Annotated in this window: 18 protein-coding genes and 4 pseudogenes; 14 read left to right on the plus strand and 8 right to left on the minus strand. The window is 68.5% G+C overall.

The annotated features are described in order from the left end of the window. Nucleotides 1-50 precede the first annotated feature (50 nt). Nucleotides 51-878, plus strand: coding sequence for a pyruvate, water dikinase regulatory protein (locus ACWCOM_RS17870; protein WP_454550117.1), 828 nt, complete (start codon nucleotides 51-53; stop codon nucleotides 876-878). Nucleotides 879-905: 27 nt separating this feature from the next. After that, on the plus strand, nucleotides 906-1,208 hold the full coding sequence (locus tag ACWCOM_RS17875) for an Lrp/AsnC ligand binding domain-containing protein (RefSeq protein WP_454550102.1): 303 nt from the start codon (nucleotides 906-908) through the stop codon (nucleotides 1,206-1,208). Here the strand turns inward: ACWCOM_RS17875 and ACWCOM_RS17880 are convergent. Further along, a pseudogene (locus ACWCOM_RS17880) lies at nucleotides 1,195-1,909 on the minus strand (IS5 family transposase); the annotation flags it as partial. The gene ACWCOM_RS17875 and the pseudogene ACWCOM_RS17880 overlap by 14 nt on opposite strands. Nucleotides 1,910-2,120: 211 nt before the next feature. Here ACWCOM_RS17880 and ACWCOM_RS17885 point away from each other — a divergent pair. The 4 genes and pseudogenes from ACWCOM_RS17885 to ACWCOM_RS17900 all read left to right on the plus strand — a co-directional run. Next, nucleotides 2,121-2,273: pseudogene (locus tag ACWCOM_RS17885) on the plus strand (transposase); the annotation flags it as partial. Between the two features lie 34 nt (nucleotides 2,274-2,307). After that, a complete protein-coding gene (locus ACWCOM_RS17890) occupies nucleotides 2,308-2,493 on the plus strand; it encodes a hypothetical protein (RefSeq protein WP_454550118.1) in 186 nt (61 codons plus the stop codon). 26 nt (nucleotides 2,494-2,519) lie between these two features. Further along, nucleotides 2,520-2,954: pseudogene (locus ACWCOM_RS17895) on the plus strand (transposase); the annotation flags it as partial. A gap of 126 nt (nucleotides 2,955-3,080) precedes the next feature. After that, nucleotides 3,081-3,314, plus strand: coding sequence for a helix-turn-helix transcriptional regulator (locus ACWCOM_RS17900; RefSeq protein WP_454550103.1), 234 nt, complete (start codon nucleotides 3,081-3,083; stop codon nucleotides 3,312-3,314). 224 nt (nucleotides 3,315-3,538) lie between these two features. Here the strand turns inward: ACWCOM_RS17900 and ACWCOM_RS17905 are convergent, their stop codons facing one another. Both ACWCOM_RS17905 and ACWCOM_RS17910 read right to left on the minus strand, forming a co-directional pair. Then, the gene (locus tag ACWCOM_RS17905; protein ID WP_454550104.1) at nucleotides 3,539-3,895 is read right to left on the minus strand and encodes a hypothetical protein; all 357 of its coding nucleotides are present in this window, start codon (nucleotides 3,893-3,895) and stop codon (nucleotides 3,539-3,541) included. Between the two features lie 168 nt (nucleotides 3,896-4,063). Then, a complete protein-coding gene (locus ACWCOM_RS17910; protein ID WP_454550105.1) occupies nucleotides 4,064-4,897 on the minus strand; it encodes an aldo/keto reductase in 834 nt (277 codons plus the stop codon). A gap of 265 nt (nucleotides 4,898-5,162) precedes the next feature. Here ACWCOM_RS17910 and ACWCOM_RS17915 point away from each other — a divergent pair, with 265 nt between their 5' ends. From ACWCOM_RS17915 to ACWCOM_RS17930, 4 genes are all read left to right on the plus strand, one after another. Continuing rightward, nucleotides 5,163-6,323 carry a glucose-1-phosphate adenylyltransferase family protein gene (locus tag ACWCOM_RS17915; protein WP_454550106.1) on the plus strand — a complete coding sequence of 387 codons (1,161 nt, stop codon included), beginning with the start codon at nucleotides 5,163-5,165 and terminating at the stop codon, nucleotides 6,321-6,323. Between the two features lie 262 nt (nucleotides 6,324-6,585). Then, the gene (locus tag ACWCOM_RS17920; RefSeq protein WP_454550107.1) at nucleotides 6,586-7,011 is read left to right on the plus strand and encodes a hypothetical protein; all 426 of its coding nucleotides are present in this window, start codon (nucleotides 6,586-6,588) and stop codon (nucleotides 7,009-7,011) included. A 386-nt stretch (nucleotides 7,012-7,397) separates the two neighbouring features. Next, nucleotides 7,398-7,802: a hypothetical protein gene (locus ACWCOM_RS17925; protein WP_454550108.1), complete on the plus strand. Its 405-nt coding sequence runs from the start codon at nucleotides 7,398-7,400 to the stop codon at nucleotides 7,800-7,802. 229 nt (nucleotides 7,803-8,031) lie between these two features. After that, a complete protein-coding gene (locus ACWCOM_RS17930; protein ID WP_454550109.1) occupies nucleotides 8,032-8,241 on the plus strand; it encodes a hypothetical protein in 210 nt (69 codons plus the stop codon). Nucleotides 8,242-8,684: 443 nt separating this feature from the next. Here ACWCOM_RS17930 and ACWCOM_RS17935 read toward each other — a convergent pair whose 3' ends face one another. From ACWCOM_RS17935 to ACWCOM_RS17955, 5 genes are all read right to left on the minus strand, one after another. Then, the gene (locus ACWCOM_RS17935; protein WP_047804252.1) at nucleotides 8,685-8,897 is read right to left on the minus strand and encodes a hypothetical protein; all 213 of its coding nucleotides are present in this window, start codon (nucleotides 8,895-8,897) and stop codon (nucleotides 8,685-8,687) included. A gap of 285 nt (nucleotides 8,898-9,182) precedes the next feature. Further along, entirely contained in the window at nucleotides 9,183-9,977 is a 795-nt protein-coding gene (locus ACWCOM_RS17940; RefSeq protein WP_454550110.1) for a GAF and ANTAR domain-containing protein, read from the minus strand. A gap of 123 nt (nucleotides 9,978-10,100) precedes the next feature. Beyond that, a complete protein-coding gene (locus tag ACWCOM_RS17945; protein WP_454550111.1) occupies nucleotides 10,101-10,274 on the minus strand; it encodes a hypothetical protein in 174 nt (57 codons plus the stop codon). A gap of 865 nt (nucleotides 10,275-11,139) precedes the next feature. Beyond that, a complete protein-coding gene (locus tag ACWCOM_RS17950) occupies nucleotides 11,140-11,661 on the minus strand; it encodes a hypothetical protein (RefSeq protein WP_454550112.1) in 522 nt (173 codons plus the stop codon). 466 nt (nucleotides 11,662-12,127) lie between these two features. Continuing rightward, nucleotides 12,128-12,433, minus strand: coding sequence for a DUF4193 domain-containing protein (locus ACWCOM_RS17955; protein WP_454550113.1), 306 nt, complete (start codon nucleotides 12,431-12,433; stop codon nucleotides 12,128-12,130). Nucleotides 12,434-12,698: 265 nt separating this feature from the next. On the opposite strand from ACWCOM_RS17955, the gene ACWCOM_RS17960 reads away from it, so the two are divergent. The 4 genes and pseudogenes from ACWCOM_RS17960 to ACWCOM_RS17975 all read left to right on the plus strand — a co-directional run. Further along, a complete protein-coding gene (locus ACWCOM_RS17960) occupies nucleotides 12,699-13,067 on the plus strand; it encodes a hypothetical protein (RefSeq protein ID WP_454550114.1) in 369 nt (122 codons plus the stop codon). A 258-nt stretch (nucleotides 13,068-13,325) separates the two neighbouring features. Then, nucleotides 13,326-14,009, plus strand: a complete 684-nt coding sequence (locus ACWCOM_RS17965; RefSeq protein WP_454550115.1) for a PepSY domain-containing protein — start codon at nucleotides 13,326-13,328, stop codon at nucleotides 14,007-14,009. Nucleotides 14,010-14,394: 385 nt separating this feature from the next. Continuing rightward, nucleotides 14,395-14,592, plus strand: a complete 198-nt coding sequence (locus ACWCOM_RS17970) for a hypothetical protein (protein ID WP_454550116.1) — start codon at nucleotides 14,395-14,397, stop codon at nucleotides 14,590-14,592. A gap of 335 nt (nucleotides 14,593-14,927) precedes the next feature. After that, nucleotides 14,928-15,086, plus strand: a pseudogene (locus ACWCOM_RS17975) (transposase); the annotation flags it as partial. Nucleotides 15,087-15,211 lie beyond the last annotated feature (125 nt).

Genomic DNA, 15,211 nt, shown 5'->3' on the forward strand with positions numbered 1-15,211 from the left:
CCCCCACCCGGACCATCGGACATCCCGACGAGAAGACAGCGGAGGCACCCGTGACCGACTCCTGCCCGGTGGCGTTCTTCGTCTCCGACAGCACCGGCATCACCGCCGAGACCCTCGGCAACACCCTCATCACCCAGTTCCCGGCCCAGCGCTTCGAACGCCACACCGTGCCCTTCCTCACCACCGCCGACCACGCCCACCAGGTTGCGGCCCGGATCACCACCGCTGCGGAAACCGGGCGCACCACCGTGGTGTTCTCCACCGTCGTGGACCCGCACCTGCGCGGCATCCTCGAGGCTGGCGCCGGGTACTTCGTGGACCTCTTCGGCTCCCACATCCACCAGCTCGAAGCCGCCCTGCACACCACCGCGAACCCTCAACCCGGCAGGGCCCACGGGCTTGGCGACGCCATCCGCTACCAGTCGCGGATGACAGCCGTCGAGTACGCCATGGAACACGACGACGGGCAATCCATCCGCGCCCTGGAACGGGCCGATCTGATCCTCATCGCCCCCTCACGCTGCGGCAAGACCCCCACCAGCATGTACCTGGCCCTGCAGCACGGCATCCGCACCGCGAACTTCCCCCTGGTCGACGAAGACTTCGCCCACCGGTCCCTGCCGGTACCCATCGCCGCCTACGCGACCAAGTGCTTCGGACTCACCTCCCAACCCCTGCGACTGAGCCAGGTCCGCCAGGAAAGACGCCCGGGCACCAGCTACGCCTCCCTGCCCCAATGCACCTGGGAACTGCGCAACGCCCAGCAGATGTACGCCCTCAACGACATCCCCCACCTCAACTCAGCCTTCATGTCCGTGGAAGAAATTTCCGCCACGATCCTCCAGAGAATGGATCTCCAAGAAACCGGCACCAGCTGAGGATTCTCGGATCCACCGGAGCTGTCGATGCGGGAGCAGATGGCCGCCCATGCCCTGGGGCTGAACCTCGCCTCCCTGGTGTTCGCCATCGTGTACGCGGCCGACCACGACACCTCGGAGGCCTTGGAGGACGCGGTGGCCACGGTCCCGCACATCATCCAGGCGCAGCGGCTGCTCGGGGATCCCGACCGTCTTCTGCACGTGGTGGCCGCGGAGCTGGCGGCCCTCCAGGGCCTCTACGACGACCACCTGACCACTTTGCCCAGAGTGCAGCGGTTGAGCTGGGACTATCGCAGTAACGGTGTAAGAACTCGTTTCATAATGCGGTGAGGTGTCGATGGCAGATCAGCACGCAGGCCAGCTGCAGCAGCCCGAGGTGGAGCTCAGCCCGGCGTTCCCACCGGGTGCGTAGTCGCTTGTAGGCGTGGAGCCACGCGAAGCCGCGTTCGACGACCCACCGGTGTCTGCCGAGGCCTGAACCGTGAGGAGTCCCGCGGCGGGTAACACGCGGGGTGATGCCCCGAGCTCGCAACTGCCGTCGGTACTTGTCGTGGTCATAGCCACGGTCAGCGAAGAGTTCCCGAGGCTTCCTCCGAGGCCGGCCTCGGAGTCCGCGGACCGGTGGAATGGAGTCCACCAGGGGCAGCAGTTGCGTGACGTCGTTGCGGTTGCCTCCGGTAAGAGTGACCTGCAACGGGATCCCGTGCGCCTCGACGATCAGGTGGTGCTTGGAACCGGGCCGGCCGCGGTCGACAGGGCTGGGACCGACATGGTCCCCCCCTTTGAGGGCGCGCACGTGGGAGCCGTCCACCGAGCACCGGTCCAGGTCCAGCGCGCCGCCGGCGCGCAGCTGGGCCAGGAGTAGCTCGTGCACGGCCGGCCAGACCCCGGCCTCGGTCCAGTCCCTCATGCGCCGCCAGCAGGTCACCCCTTCAGACGCCCAGCAGGTCCCGCGGCAGCTGATTCCAGCCGATGTCGGTCTCGAGCACGAACACCATCCCGGCCAGGGCGGCCCGGTCATCGGCCGGCCTGCTCATCCTGCTGATCTGGGCCGCACCACCCGCCCCGCAGACCGTGCTGGAGCGTTCCCGCTGGCGCCGCAAACACCAGCACCGCGCCAAGCAACACCACTACAGAACCCACGGCCATGCCTTACAAGCGCGACTGTAGTATTAGAAACGGTTTCAATAGTTATGGGTGAGGCATTGAGCGGTGCCTGCCTGACTGGTGATCATGGCTGCCATGACGAGTCAGAAGGCCTCCGGGCGGCTGGTCAGCGACCAGTTGTGGGAGTTGCTGAAACCCTTGATCCCACCGCCCCCGCCGGCGAAGAACGGGCGCACCGGGCGACCGCGCGTGGATGACCGAGCGGCCCTCAACGGCATCCTGTTCGTGGCCGAGAACGGCAACGCCAAAGAAGAAGCTGCCCGTGGAGCTGGGCTTCGGCTCCGGGATCACCTGCTGGCGCCGGCTACGGGCCTGGCAGGAAGCCGGGGTGTGGGAGAAGCTGCACCACGCCGTGCTCGAGCAGCTCGGGCACGATGGGGCGCTGGACTGGTCGAGAGCTTGCCTGGACTCGGTGAGCGTCCGGGCGAAAAGGGGGGGGGCGAGCTGACGGGGCCCAACCCCACGGATCGCGGCAAACTCGGCACGAAGTACCACCTGCTGGTGACAGCTGACGGACTGCCGCTGGCGGTGGCGTTTCCCCGGAGCCAACCGCCACGACTCCATGCTGGTCGAGCCGAACCTGGACAGTTGAGCCCGGTCAAGGGTCGAGGCCGCGGCCGTCCACGGCGCCGGCCGGTCAAGCTGCACGCGGACAAGGCCTACGACAACAAACGGGTGCGCCGCTACCTTTGCCGGCGCGGGATCACCGCCCGCATCGCCCGCATCGGCGTGGACTCCAGTGAACGCCTCGGCCGGCACCGCTGGGTCGTGGAACGCACCATGTCCTGGCTGCTGGCCTTCCGACGCCTGGCCGTGCGTTACGACCGCAGCGCCACCACGATCACCGCGGTGGCCACTTTGGCGATCACCATCATCTGCGCCCGGCGACTGCCCCGGAAGAACTACTGAAACCACTTCTGAATGCGCCCGTACCGCTCCAGGTACGTCAAGAATCCGCGCGCGCTGGGTGTGCGCTTCTTGCAAACGGTAAGGTGGCTTGGCATACGACGAGCGTAGGTGGGGAGATGGCAGCGTATGCGCAATGAGCTGAAGGCCTTCCGGGCGGCCCGGAAGATCTCCCAAGGACAGTTGGCCATCGCCGTGGGTGTCTCTCGACAGACGATTTATGCGCTGGAGAACGATCGGAGCGAGCCGTCGCTGGCGGTGGCTCTTGCCTTGGCCCGGTACTTCACCCGCCCGGTCGAAAGCGTTTTCCATGAAGACACCGGTGATTCACCCATCGGGGCGTCCTCCGGCCGGCGCGTCTGACGCCCCGGTACCGCCGGAGCCCGATCATCGCCACCGGCCCGGCATCTGGTTCGTAGCCCGGGCGTCCGGCAGGAGGTGGCGGTCTGTCGTCTGCCGGCAGCGGAAACTATCTTCCATGACGGTGCCCTTGACACCGGTTGGGTGACCGACCCCTCCATGCTGTGCCAATTGTTGCGAGTGCCGTCGGGGTCGCTGTGATACCGATACGCGTTGCTGTCGGTGGGTCATCGCGGGGTGATGTAGGCCATCAGCCGGGTGCCGCGCTCGATGGGCTTCCAGTCGCTGACTCGACGGTAACCGGCCCCACGGATGACACTGTCGGCTTCCCGCAGATCCCATCGGCCTACCGATGAGGATCCATCAGTGGTGTCTGAGGTGGTCTCGTCGAGGTGGGGGCCGGCGGTGGCACCGAGAAAGGTGGGTTTGCTGTACTCGATCCAGGCCACCGGGTGAGCCGTGCCGCTGGGGATGCCGGTGGTGCGGAGCTCCGGGTCCTCCAGGAACTCCACCCCCATCACGGGCATCGCCGGGGTGGGGTATTCGGCGGTGGAGGCCAGGTTCGCGGCGAACGTTGGTTGCATGTCGGGAATCCTGTTCTTTTGTGGCAAAGTCCGGCCGCTGGATATCCCGGAGTTTTTCCGTGTCGGCGCGGGCGCCTGACCGGTGCTATCTGGCACGTCGGGCCCGCACCGGCCGTAGGGTCAGTGGGCGTGGCGCCGGTTGCCCCAGAGGCCGGGGGCGCCGACCGGTCAGGGAGTCTCGACGGTGGCCGGGTCCGGGCCGAGTCGTTGGCCGCGGTCGAGCCCGGTGATGACATCGACGTCCTCGGCATCCAGCCGCACGTCGAGGGCCGCGAAGTTCTCGCGGATCCGCTCAGGGGTCACGGTCTTGGGGAAGACCACGTTCCCGATCGCCAGGTGCCAGGCGATGACGATCTGAGCTGGGGTGGCCTCGTAACGGTCGGCGATGCGACCCAGCACGGTGTCCTGCAACAGGTCCCCGCCCTGACCCAGGGGCGACCACGCCTCGGTGAGGATGCCGTGGGAGGCGTTGACCTCCCGCAGGACGGCCTGGTTGAAGTAGGGGTGCAGCTCCACCTGGTTCACCACCGGAACCACGCCGGTGGCGTCGATGATCTCCTGCAGCTCCTCCTGCGGGAAGTTGGAGACGCCGATCGAGCGGGCCTTGCCGCTGTCGCGGATCTGTCGGAAGGCCTTCCAGGTCTCCAGGTACTTCCCGCGCTTGGGCGTGGGCCAGTGGATGAGGTACAGGTCCACGTACTCCAGGCCGAGGCGCTCCAGGGAGGCGTCGATCGCCTTCAGCGCGGAGTCGTAGCCGTGGTCGTCGTTCCACAGCTTGGTGGTCACGAAGATCTCCTCGCGCGGGATGCCGCTGTTGGCGATGGCCCGGCCCACACCCTCCTCGTTGCCGTAGATCATGGCGGTGTCGATGTGCCGGTAGCCGGCCGCCAGGGCCTGGCCCACCACGTCCTCGGCGATGTCGGGGCCGACCTGCCAGACGCCGTAGCCCAGCTGCGGGATGGTGCGGCCGTCGTGCAGGTCCAAGGTGGGGGAGTGGGGCATGGACTGGGCCTTTCGTCGGGCGGGAACCGCTGCCGCTATCACCGTCGAGATCAGGGTGGTGGACCCACCCTCACTATAGTAAGCTAACTTACTATAGTGAGGGCCTGCACGCTAGAGCTTTGAATGGGCCGGTCTGGTGCGGGTTCGAATGTCTCCTCGAGGGTGGGGTGCATCGACGGCATCGAGTCGGTCGCGCGCTTTGCGGCGGGACGATTTGGCCGGAAGAGCAGTGGCCTTCCGGGAAGACGACAATGAGGAGTTGCATATGCGCGTTCCGCGGATTCTCGCTCTGGTGCTGGCCGGCGGAAAGGGCTCCCGGCTGGGTGTCCTGACGGAGAAGAAGGTGAAGCCGGCCCTGCCCGTGGCCGGCACCTACCGGCTGGTCGACGTGGCGCTGTCCAATCTGGTGCACTCCCACATCTCCGACGTGTGGGTGGTGCAGCAGTACCTGCCGCACAGCCTCAACGTGCACCTGGCCAACGGGCGGCCCTGGGATCTGGATCGCAGCCACGGCGGCCTGCAGGTCCTGCCACCGTATGAGGGCGCGGAGGGGGAGGGCTTTGCCGAGGGCAACGCGGACTCCCTCTACCGGCAGAAGGACCTGATCCGGGACTTCGCCCCGGACCTGGTCCTGGTGCTCAGCGCGGATCATCTCTACACGATCAACTTCCTCGATGTCGTGGACACCCACCTGCAGCGGGGCGCGGACCTGACCATGGTCACCACGGTCGTGGACGAGGACCCGTCCCGCTACGGCGTGGTGCAGGCCGACGACGAGGGGCGGGTGACCGGCTTCGACTACAAGCCCGAGCGGCCGGAGGGGCAGCTGGTGGCCGGGGAGATGTTCCTCTATGACGCGCAGCAGCTGCTGGCGGCTCTGGAGGAGCTGCACGAGCAGGAGGGGCAGCTCGAGGACTACGGCCACGACCTCGTGCCCTGGTTCGTGGCCCACCGCACCGTGGTGGAGCACCGCCTTCAGGGGTACTGGATGGACCTGGGCACCCTGCAGTCCTACTGGACCGCGCACCTGCAGGTGCTCGACGGCGAGGGGGTCACCCTCGACGACCCGGACTGGCCGATCCTCTCGGCCCAGCCGCAGCTGGTGCCCGCCCGGATCGAGGGCGGCGCCGACGTGCGCCGGTCCATGGTCGCGGCGGGCGCCACCGTGCACGGGACCGTGGAGCACTCCGTGCTGGGCCCCGGGGTGGTGGTCGAGGAGGGCGCCACGGTGCGCCACTCGGTGCTGCTGGACGGGGTGCGGGTGGGCGCCGGGGCACGGCTGGAGAACGTCGTGGCCGACGTGGGTGCCGGGATCCCGGCGGGCGTGCACGGCGGTCCCGGCGCCGTCACCCTGCTCGACGGTTCCGGCGCCGTGTCCGTCACGGAGGAGTTCGACCGCTCCGCGCAGCTGCCCGCCGGGCACTGAAGAGCCCCCGGTCATGTCGCCTTCGCCTCCGGCCCGGCGGGACCGGCCCCGGGCCTATGTGGCCGGCCCGGCGGCCGCGAAAACAGGGTGGGGGCGGGCCCGGGAGTGGGCTGCCACCCAGACCGGTCGTCTCGGGTGGGCCTCGATCGGGATTCTGCTGCCGGAACCGGTGGCCCCGGACCAGTGCCGGTACCTGCGGCTGGCGAGCATCCGAGGAGCCACGGTGGGCTTTGCCGGGGACCCCGGGGGGCTGCGTCGATGGGTGGGTGCCCTGATCGTGGACCGCCCGACCGTGGCGAGCCTGATGGCGGCCGAGGCGATCCCCACCGCCACTTCCATTGTGGTGGTGGCCCCGGACATCGAGGTGCTCACCCCCTGGGTGGACGCCTTCGACCCCACACCGCTGGGGGCAACGGTGCTGAGCCCGGCCGAGGTGGTGCTGCCCGTGCCCGAGGTGCGCCGGGTGATGGTCTACTTCACCCACCGCCTTCAGCGCCGGGCGGCCCCCTCGCCGCGGCTGTGGCAGATGCTGCTGCGACGCCTGGAGCACCTGTATCATCACGGCGGGCACTTCAGTGCCGAGTCGCTGCTCGCCCTGGCCTGGCAACTGCAGTGGCCTCCTGACGCCGTCGGGCAGCTCCACCGGTGGGCTACCGCCCATCTGCCTTCCGATGGCCCACGACCCTGAGCGCAGGCATCGAGCACTTCCGTGTACCCCACCGGTGGGAGCCGGCCCGGGCGCCACCTGTGGCACCGGTACGCCCCCGATCGGCCCGGCGCATCGCTCGGGCAAGCCACCTGCTCGCCGACTTCTGCGTCCCCCGCGTATGGGACGGCGTGACAACTGAGCAGGACCGACTGAGGGTGATCTCGCCGTGGTCCCCTGGTGGCGATGGGAAACAGGCCGGCGGGGGGCTCCGAGACGGAACATCCCACCATTAGACAGTATACTTAGCAAGGTGCTTGAGGCCACGCATGCGCCATAGAACGGCGCAAGAGGAACAGTGAAAAGGAGCGGTGTCGGTGGATCCCTGGGGTGCCTTTGCCAATCCGCGGGCTTATACGGCTGCCCCCATGGCGGCGGGGGTGGGGGTGTTCCACGCCGCGACCTGGGTTTTCAGTCACGGTGTCGAGCTGACCTGGGCCTCGCTGGCCATCGTGGTCCCGCAGGCATCCCAGCTGCCGGTGATCGAGCAGCTGGGGCGGCTCAAGTCCCGGGGAGTGCGGATGGGCACCATCGCCCAGGCCGAGAGGGCCCGCCGTTTCGACTGGGTGCTGATCGCCTACACCCCTGATGCCGCCACCCTGGAGCGCGCCGAGGCCCTGGTCGCGGCCCGGGTGGTGGTGGCCGTCGGGGGTGACTCCCATCCGCTGCGCGCCTGGGTGAGAGAGCATCACCCGGTGCACCTGGGCGGGGCCGACCTGCTGGGCGCCTCCCCCGTGCACCCGCTGGACACCGGACCCGTGGCGGCCGCCTAGCACGGTCGCCCCAACCACCCCCGGATGGGCCTGCACGCCCCCCCCGGGGACTGCCGGGCGTGTTGGGTGGTACGCCCCGGTCCGACCATCTCAAGTGCCCTGTCGTCGGGGCGTTTTTCCCCGGGGTGGGTGTGCGGACCGGACCGAAGATCACCTGGTGGGACGACCGTTAGAGACCCGGTTGCGAGGGAAAAATTGTGACTGCTGCCGTGAGATGGAGGACAACGTGGTGCTGATGATCGCAGTGGTGATGCTGGTCCTCGCCGCCGTGCTGTTGATGGTGACCATCGGCCACGAGGCCCGCACCGGCGAGGACCCGACCGGTGCCGGGGCGACCCTGATCACCGCGGCGGTCGCGGTGGCGGTGATCGTGCTGGGCACCACCGGGGTGGGGCTGATCGGACTCACCTGGGTGCTCTCGGTAGCGGGCCAGGGGTAAGAGCTGATTGCCGGTTTGCTCAACCACAGGGTGCTCTCCTGGATCTGAGCGGTATCGGTGTGGATGAGCGAGGGACCGGGGGAGCTGCCTGGGCGCAGGTGCACCTGCCGGACTCCGCGGGCGGGCCCGGCGGTGGGGTAGCGGTAGTGCGGAGCGAGGCCGACGTCGTGACGCACCCGGCGGACTCCTCGGACCACCCGTGGATGGGCTGCAGTGCTGCGATAGCATCGCAGCACGTTGAACCACGGTTCAGCGGTCCGGGTCCGCCCTTTCCTTCCATTTCGGGGCAGGTCTCACCAGGGGCGGACCCTGACGACGCCGGCCCATCTCCGCGGAGTTGGGTCGGCGTCGTCATGACGGGGACCGCCCTGCCGTCCCCGAGGAGGGAACGGCCGGCGAAGCTTCAGGGTGAATCGGTCTTCCCGTCGGAGCCGTAACGAGGCTCAGCGGACGAGGCGGGAGGTGAACTCGATGCGCAGCTCGGCCATCCGGTCCAAGGTGATCGGGTGCGCCCCGTCCAAGGAAAGGTGCTCGTGGTCCAGCTGCCGGCAGATGCGGCTGTGCAGGATCTGCAGGTGCTCCACAGGCAGGTCCAGCAGCTCCTCGGGGAACGAATCGTCCGGGCCCAACCGGAGAACCCGCTCGAGCGGGGTCACCACCGGCAGGGCAGCGCGGCCGCCTCTGGCGAACCCGTTCACGCGGGCACCGCGGACGAAACCGTCCGGTGGACGAATCCTGCCATGCTGCGTCGCGGATGGCCGATGAGCCCCGCAGACGGGTTTGAGGCAGGCAACGTGAGGAAGCACAAAAGCATAGGAACGATCTTTCGCTGAGCATGATCATGGGATCGGTCAGCTACTCGACCAAGTAGGAGGATAATCACCGCCCACCGGACCCGCCAAACTCTGTCTCTGCCTGCTCTCCCGACCGGGGAAGGGAGCTCAGTCGGGGCGCTGCTGCGCCCACGGGGCGTTGGGGGTGTTGAAGTGGGTGGTGGGTGCTTCCCCGGTGATGGACTTGACCAGCTCGGCCGCCAGGTCCCGGACCTTCACCCCGCGCCGGGCCGCGGCGGCGGCCAGCAGCTCAAAAGCCTCGGCCTGGGTGCAGTGCTGCTGGGCGATGAGGATGCCCACCGCCACGTCGATGGCGGTGCGTGAGCTCATCGCCGCCACCAGGTCGGTCTCGGTGTCCTGGTGCCTGGCCAGCCGCAGGGCCAGCCGCAGCGCGGTGGAGGCGGCCACGACCTCCTGGGTGATCGCGGTGATCGCCTCCTCGTTGAAAGCGTCGACGGTGCCGGCGTAGACGTTCAGGGCGGCCTTGTCCGGGCCGGGCAGATCGAACGGGGCGGCCACGGCCGAGCGCACCCCCTGAGCGGCGGCGGCCTGCCCGTAGTCCGGCCACGGACCGGCCGCCAGGTCCGGGGCGTGCACGAGCAGCTGCTGACGGGCCGCCGTCAGACACGGCCCGTCACCGTAGTCGTACTGGATCTCGTCCAGCACCTCGGCCCGGGCGTTGGAGCTGGCCACCGTGCCCACCCTCCCGTCGCGCAGCACGGTCACCGCGCACCACACCGAGGTGCCCGCCGAGCTCAAATGGGCGGCCATCACCTGGGTGAACTCCTCCAGGAACTCCCGCAGATCCGCGCTGGCGGCCAGCACCTCGTGCAGGCGCAAACTCGTGGAAACCGAGGGGAAGGAAGGGATCGGCCGGTGGGCCACCGAGGAAGGATCGATCATCAACAACACCCTTTCATCAGGCACCAGTTCCGGCGCCACAGCACAGACATACCGCAGGAGGGGGGGAGGGTCACGGTCCCGACGCTCCGCCGGGCGGTCGGGTTCCGGACGGAGCCGGGAGACTCACCGGGGCGCCTGCGGAAATGCGCAGCGTCGCAACCGGACACCGGACTCATCCAGGTCGATCAGCAGCCGCATCCCGGTGCCGTGCTCCCGGATCCACACCACCCCCAAGGCCGGGGCGGACTCCTCCACGGCACCGCGATGACGGATCAGCCCGCCGATCCAGACCTCCACCGCATCCCCGACCCGCCACCGTGCCTGCCTCCGCCGGGGCGAAGTAGTGCGGCCGGTAGCCGCCTCCGGTGTCTGTTCCAGCCCCGCAGCGGGCGCCGGTGGCCTCACCGTCTCAGCAGACTCGGCGGCCGCGGTCAAGGACGACGGTACGGGGGCAGACATGGCAGCAGCATTCTTGGGTAAGCAGACGAAACGAAGCAGGCAGGGTACCAGCAGTACTTGGTGCGATCAGCGATTCAGCGCCACCGACTGCACCGCGCCGACCGGCCGCAGAATCCTTCCCGGCGCGGGGTCCTCGGGGGAGGGCGCCTTCGTGCGGTCACGCAGACCTCACGAAGGCGTTCACCACACCGGCGAGCATCGGCATGGCCCCCCGGGGCGCTGTCAGCACCGCTCACTGCAGCACAATCACCCCTGCCGCCGACCAGACAAGTCCACGGCTGGGCCCATCCTAAACAATAGGAAGCATGCTTGTCACTATGGTGGTGAAAGGCGATCGACGGACCAGTACCGGCGTTGCAGTCGCCCGTCAGATGCATCCCCGCCGCGGACGTCGGGGAGGTGGTGCTGATTCCGACGCGGTGGCTTGGAAGTAGCTTCCATGGTTCGAGCGCGGCGGAGGAAGGCCTACGAGCCGATGGTGATCATGGTCGCCCTGGCGAGGCAGAAGGTGCCCCAGGAACTGGTCGGCGATCAGGCGTAGGAAGTTGTTGGAACCGTTGATTCCGGGCCCGGCAAGAGGCCGGAGTGTGGAGCAAGGATCACCGCGCCGTCTTCGACCCGCCCGGTCCTGACCAGGCGCTCGGCTGGTCGAGGGGTCTCGGGGCTCGGTCCGCGTCCGGGGCGATGTGAGAGGGGTGGGGACTCAGCGGCGGCCGCGGCCTCGGCCGCCTGAGCGGCGTCGACGGGGCGAGGAGGGCTGGTGCCTGCGCCCGGTATGGCGGGTCCGACCAGCCGACTCCGGATCGAGCAGGTGCTCGGCTCCGGCCAGCAGCGTGGCGGCCGCCAGGAGCACCCCGCCGTCGTTGCCGAGCAGGAAGTCCGAATCGAGCACGAGCGTGGAGCGCCGGGCCGTCAGGTCGTTGGTGACTCCGACGGTGAACCCGGTGGCGGCCGCGGTCGCCGGGACGGTCTCGACGCGTTCCACTGCGGTGACCTCCACCTGGGGCAGCTGCTGATCGGTGAGCCGGTACTCCTCCAGCACTTGCCCACCCAGGGTCAGCAACGCGGAGATCAGGGTGTCCGGACTGATTGGTGTGTCTTGCGGCACGGCGATCGCCAGGCGCGCGCGGGTTACCCCGGCGGTCATGCGGATTTGCGCGGCAACGGCAAAGGAGTCGACGACCGGAAGGTGCTCAACGGCAGGAGAGGGCGCAGCAGCGTTCATGGGGGCTCCAGCGGGAGAGTGGTGGGGACAAGGCCAGACTCTCACATGCCCCGCTGTGGCACCCGCAACGGGGTGGAGCATGGCACGGGCGGGCGCATGACGTGGAGCAGCTGCCCGGGGTGTTTACCGGCCAGTTCCGGTGTCGCTGTGTCCAGGGCCAGGCAGGCGATCCGGCGGTGGAGCCGGATCTGGCCCGCCGCGCTGGTGGCCTTCATCGTGGGCGTTCGTCGCCGTTCTCACCTTCGACCAGATCACCCGGATCATAAGACCTCCCCCCGGAGGGATCCACTGGTCTTCGGCCACGTCCGGGTCGGAACCTGCCGTGCTACTGATCGTAGGCCTGGGATGGTTATGCCCTGAGCCCACCGCAAGCATGCCGAAGCCAGTAGACGAGAATCGGAGCGCAGGCACCGGGCGGCTGCGGTCCGTGAAGCCCGGCGACTGTGACCTTGCCGGCCGGTGCGGCTCAGCCCTCGCAGTCGGTGCAGTAGCTGGTGCCCGCGTTCGTGCGGGCGAGCTGGGAGCGGTGGCGGACCAGAAAGCAGGTCCCGCAGGTGAACTCATCGGCCTGCTTGGGGATGACGGCCACGGTGAGTTCTTCGTGCGAGAGGTCCGCCCCGGGCAGGTCGATGCCCTCGGCGGTGTCGAGGTCCTCGGCGTCGATCACCGCGGTCTGGGCGGCCGCACTGGCCTGGGCCTGGATCGCGTCCAGGGACTCGTTGGCCGGCTCGTCCTCGGGACGCGTACGGGGAGCGTCATAGTCAGTGGTCATAATCTGCTGAATCCTCCTGGATTAGGATCTTGTCGGGGGCAGGGGGTTCTTGCCCCGGGGTCCAGAGTGTAGACCCGGAGAGGAAGGTCCGTCGTGCGGCGGCCAGGGCCCAGCAACCCCGAAGGCGGTCGTGGAGCCAGTACCCGCCTCCGTGCAATCGACTATCACCACCGGGCGGGAAGACCCCCACCGGACCGAGAACCGGACGGTGCCGCCACCATTGCTCGCCCCGGTGACCGCTATCCCCAGCGCACCAGGAGCAACTGTGGCCGATCTGTTCGACTTCAACCACGGTGGTGCCACCCATCCCGGTGCCCGTGCGGTCGTCCACCCAGTGGCCGACCGCCGCAGACACACGGTGCGTTACCGCGTACTCACCGAGACCGACGAGCACATCATCCTCGACGACGGCTACCCCTACGACGAGCGCACCGGGACGGTGTGCGGACCCGCCGGGCGCTCGACACGGCACAACCGCAGGGTCGCCACCGAAGGCAGCGCGATGTTCGCCTCCCGGTCCCCAGCCGTCCGGGGACTCGACCGGCAACACGTCCAGGCCGGTCCGGCCTACGGTCGGGCGCAAATCCTTGAGCGCGCAGCCACGGCCCTGCGGCGGCTCCTGCAACGGGGCTGAGGCTCTCTGGACGCTGCGCGAGCAGCCCGGCGCGCCTCGGCCGGGCACAGGCACGGAGAACCCGGTTGGACCTTTGTAATGATTGCTTTACACATGGCCGGCTAGTAGCAGACCATGCTGCGGCACGGGGGTTGCCTTCCGCGCCCCGGAGAAGCCGCGACCGTGGGGGGCGTCACCTGCGCGGCAGGCGGTGACCTGGCCCTTTGCGCCAGATGCGCTTCTTGCGCCGATGGGCGGTCCCCGCCACAATGATCATTTATGAAGTACACTGATAAAAACGTTGTGTCCCTGAGCGCCCTGGCCCTATCCGCCCTCCTGCTGGCTGGTTGCGCCAACGGGGGCACCCCGGGCGGTGGTGAGGCGACCACCGGCGGGGCCGCCACGAGCGAGGCCACCACCGAGTCCACCGCCACCGCCGGCGAGAGCGCCGCCGCGGACGAGAGTGCCTCGGCCACCCCCTCGGGCACGGCGACCGAAGACGAAAGCGCCTCAGCGTCCCCCTCGGCCTCCGGGACGGCCGGGGTCGGGGCGGAGGCCGGCGCGGTGGCCGGGGCGATCGTAGCCGCGCAGGAGTCCGTGGCCGGCGGACAGGTCTTCGAGATCGACCGCAAGGACGCCGGCGACGGGTGGGAGGTGAAGCTGGCCGTGGAGGACCGGGAGCAGGAGGTGGAGGTCTCCGCCGACGGGCAGGAGGTCACCCCGCAGGAGAGCGATGACGAGCTGGACCAGCAGGACCGGGAGAACCTCGCCCAGGTCCAGATCCCACTGGAGGACGCCGTGCGCACCGCCCTGGAGGAGGTGGACGGCACCGTGGACGGTGCCCAGCTGGACACCGAGGACGGCACCACCGTGTGGGAGGTCGACATCGATGATGACCAGGGCACCTCCGTGGACGTGTACATCAACGTCGACAACGGCTCCGTGCTCAAGGTCGACCGCTGAGCTCACCGGACCGACCCCGGGACAACTGGCCCTGAGGGTGTTGCAGGAAATCCCCTGTGCAGGATCGACAGGTTCTGGCCGAGGCCCAGACCCCCTCGCCCCCCCCGGTGGGGACAGGACACTTCCTAGGATGCTGTCGGTGGGGAACGTGGCCTCCCAAAGCTCTGGTCAGCTTGCTGTCCATTGGGTAGCGTTCGCAGTGCTGCGGAACGGAGCGGTCTTGGGTGCCCTGTTGCCCTGTGCGCGGTGGTGAAGGTCAACCGGCGGGGCGGGTCACCCCCGCAGCACGAGCTATCCGAGTTCGCCACGATCGTGGCGTGATGAGAAGGAGAAGCAGATGCCGGCAGGACAGGGTAAGAACATCCGTCGGGTCACCAGTGTCGATGTGATCCGTAGCAACGCCGGGGAGGGCCAGCCCGGGTCGTACACCTTCGAGCTGACCCTTGATGAGGGAGTGGAGGAGTACCTGCTCGTAGTGCCCGACAGTGAGGCGTCCACGGTGGCGCGGCTGATCCAGCACAGCAGCGCCATGCAGCTGGACAAGAACACCGATGACTTGATCTTCGAGAACTACGGATCCTGACTCCTGCACCGCGGGCAAGCCCCGCCCGAGGAGCTTCTCGGGCGGGGCTTGCTTCTGAGGTGACCGGTGGAGCGCTCACCGGCTGTCACTGATCAGCTGCGGGAGGCGCGCACCTCGGGTTCTTTGGTGGGGTTTCGGGTCACAGACCGGGAGCCGAGCAGGCCCGTGATCGAGGCGATGATCGCCCCGATCAGCAGCCCGGCGAAGGTCCACAGGGAGCCGGCGGCAGCGGTATCAGCGGCCTGCTCGGCCTCCGGGGCGGCCTCTTCCGCGGCCTGGCCGGCTTCCTAGGGCCTGTCCTGCGAATCGGTAGGCCTGACTGGTAGACCAGTGGAATGGTCGGTCGTGGTGAACTGACGAACACAGCATGGGTGCAAATCGAGCCACTGTTGCCGGTCTCGGGCCGGGGTGGGCAGTGGCGCGACCACCGTCAGGTGCTCAACGGGATCCTGTGGAAGCTACGCACCGGAGCTCCGTGGCGGGATTTACCTAAGACCTGGTCTCATAACCCGGTCGGTCGTTGCTCGGAGCCCTCGACGTCATTGACTGTGGCGTGATGACGACGAGAACGCAGTCGTGGAAGGTCGATGACCGGCTGTGGGAACTGATCGCTCCGTTG

It is taken from the genome of Kocuria sp. KH4 (assembly GCF_053711175.1).

Excerpts from the sequence above, each read along its gene's own strand:
- ACWCOM_RS17940 (WP_454550110.1), bottom strand. The coding sequence starts at position 9,977 with ATGATCGATCCTTCCTCGGTGGCCCACCGGCCGATCCCTTCCTTCCCC.
- ACWCOM_RS17875 (WP_454550102.1), top strand. The coding sequence starts at position 906 with ATGCGGGAGCAGATGGCCGCCCATGCCCTGGGGCTGAACCTCGCCTCC.
- ACWCOM_RS17900 (WP_454550103.1), top strand. The coding sequence starts at position 3,081 with ATGCGCAATGAGCTGAAGGCCTTCCGGGCGGCCCGGAAGATCTCCCAA.
- ACWCOM_RS17965 (WP_454550115.1), top strand. The coding sequence starts at position 13,326 with ATGAAGTACACTGATAAAAACGTTGTGTCCCTGAGCGCCCTGGCCCTA.
- ACWCOM_RS17915 (WP_454550106.1), top strand. The coding sequence starts at position 5,163 with ATGCGCGTTCCGCGGATTCTCGCTCTGGTGCTGGCCGGCGGAAAGGGC.
- ACWCOM_RS17925 (WP_454550108.1), top strand. The coding sequence starts at position 7,398 with ATGGCGGCGGGGGTGGGGGTGTTCCACGCCGCGACCTGGGTTTTCAGT.
- ACWCOM_RS17955 (WP_454550113.1), bottom strand. The coding sequence starts at position 12,433 with ATGACCACTGACTATGACGCTCCCCGTACGCGTCCCGAGGACGAGCCG.
- ACWCOM_RS17905 (WP_454550104.1), bottom strand. The coding sequence starts at position 3,895 with ATGCAACCAACGTTCGCCGCGAACCTGGCCTCCACCGCCGAATACCCC.
- ACWCOM_RS17950 (WP_454550112.1), bottom strand. The coding sequence starts at position 11,661 with ATGAACGCTGCTGCGCCCTCTCCTGCCGTTGAGCACCTTCCGGTCGTC.
- ACWCOM_RS17910 (WP_454550105.1), bottom strand. The coding sequence starts at position 4,897 with ATGCCCCACTCCCCCACCTTGGACCTGCACGACGGCCGCACCATCCCG.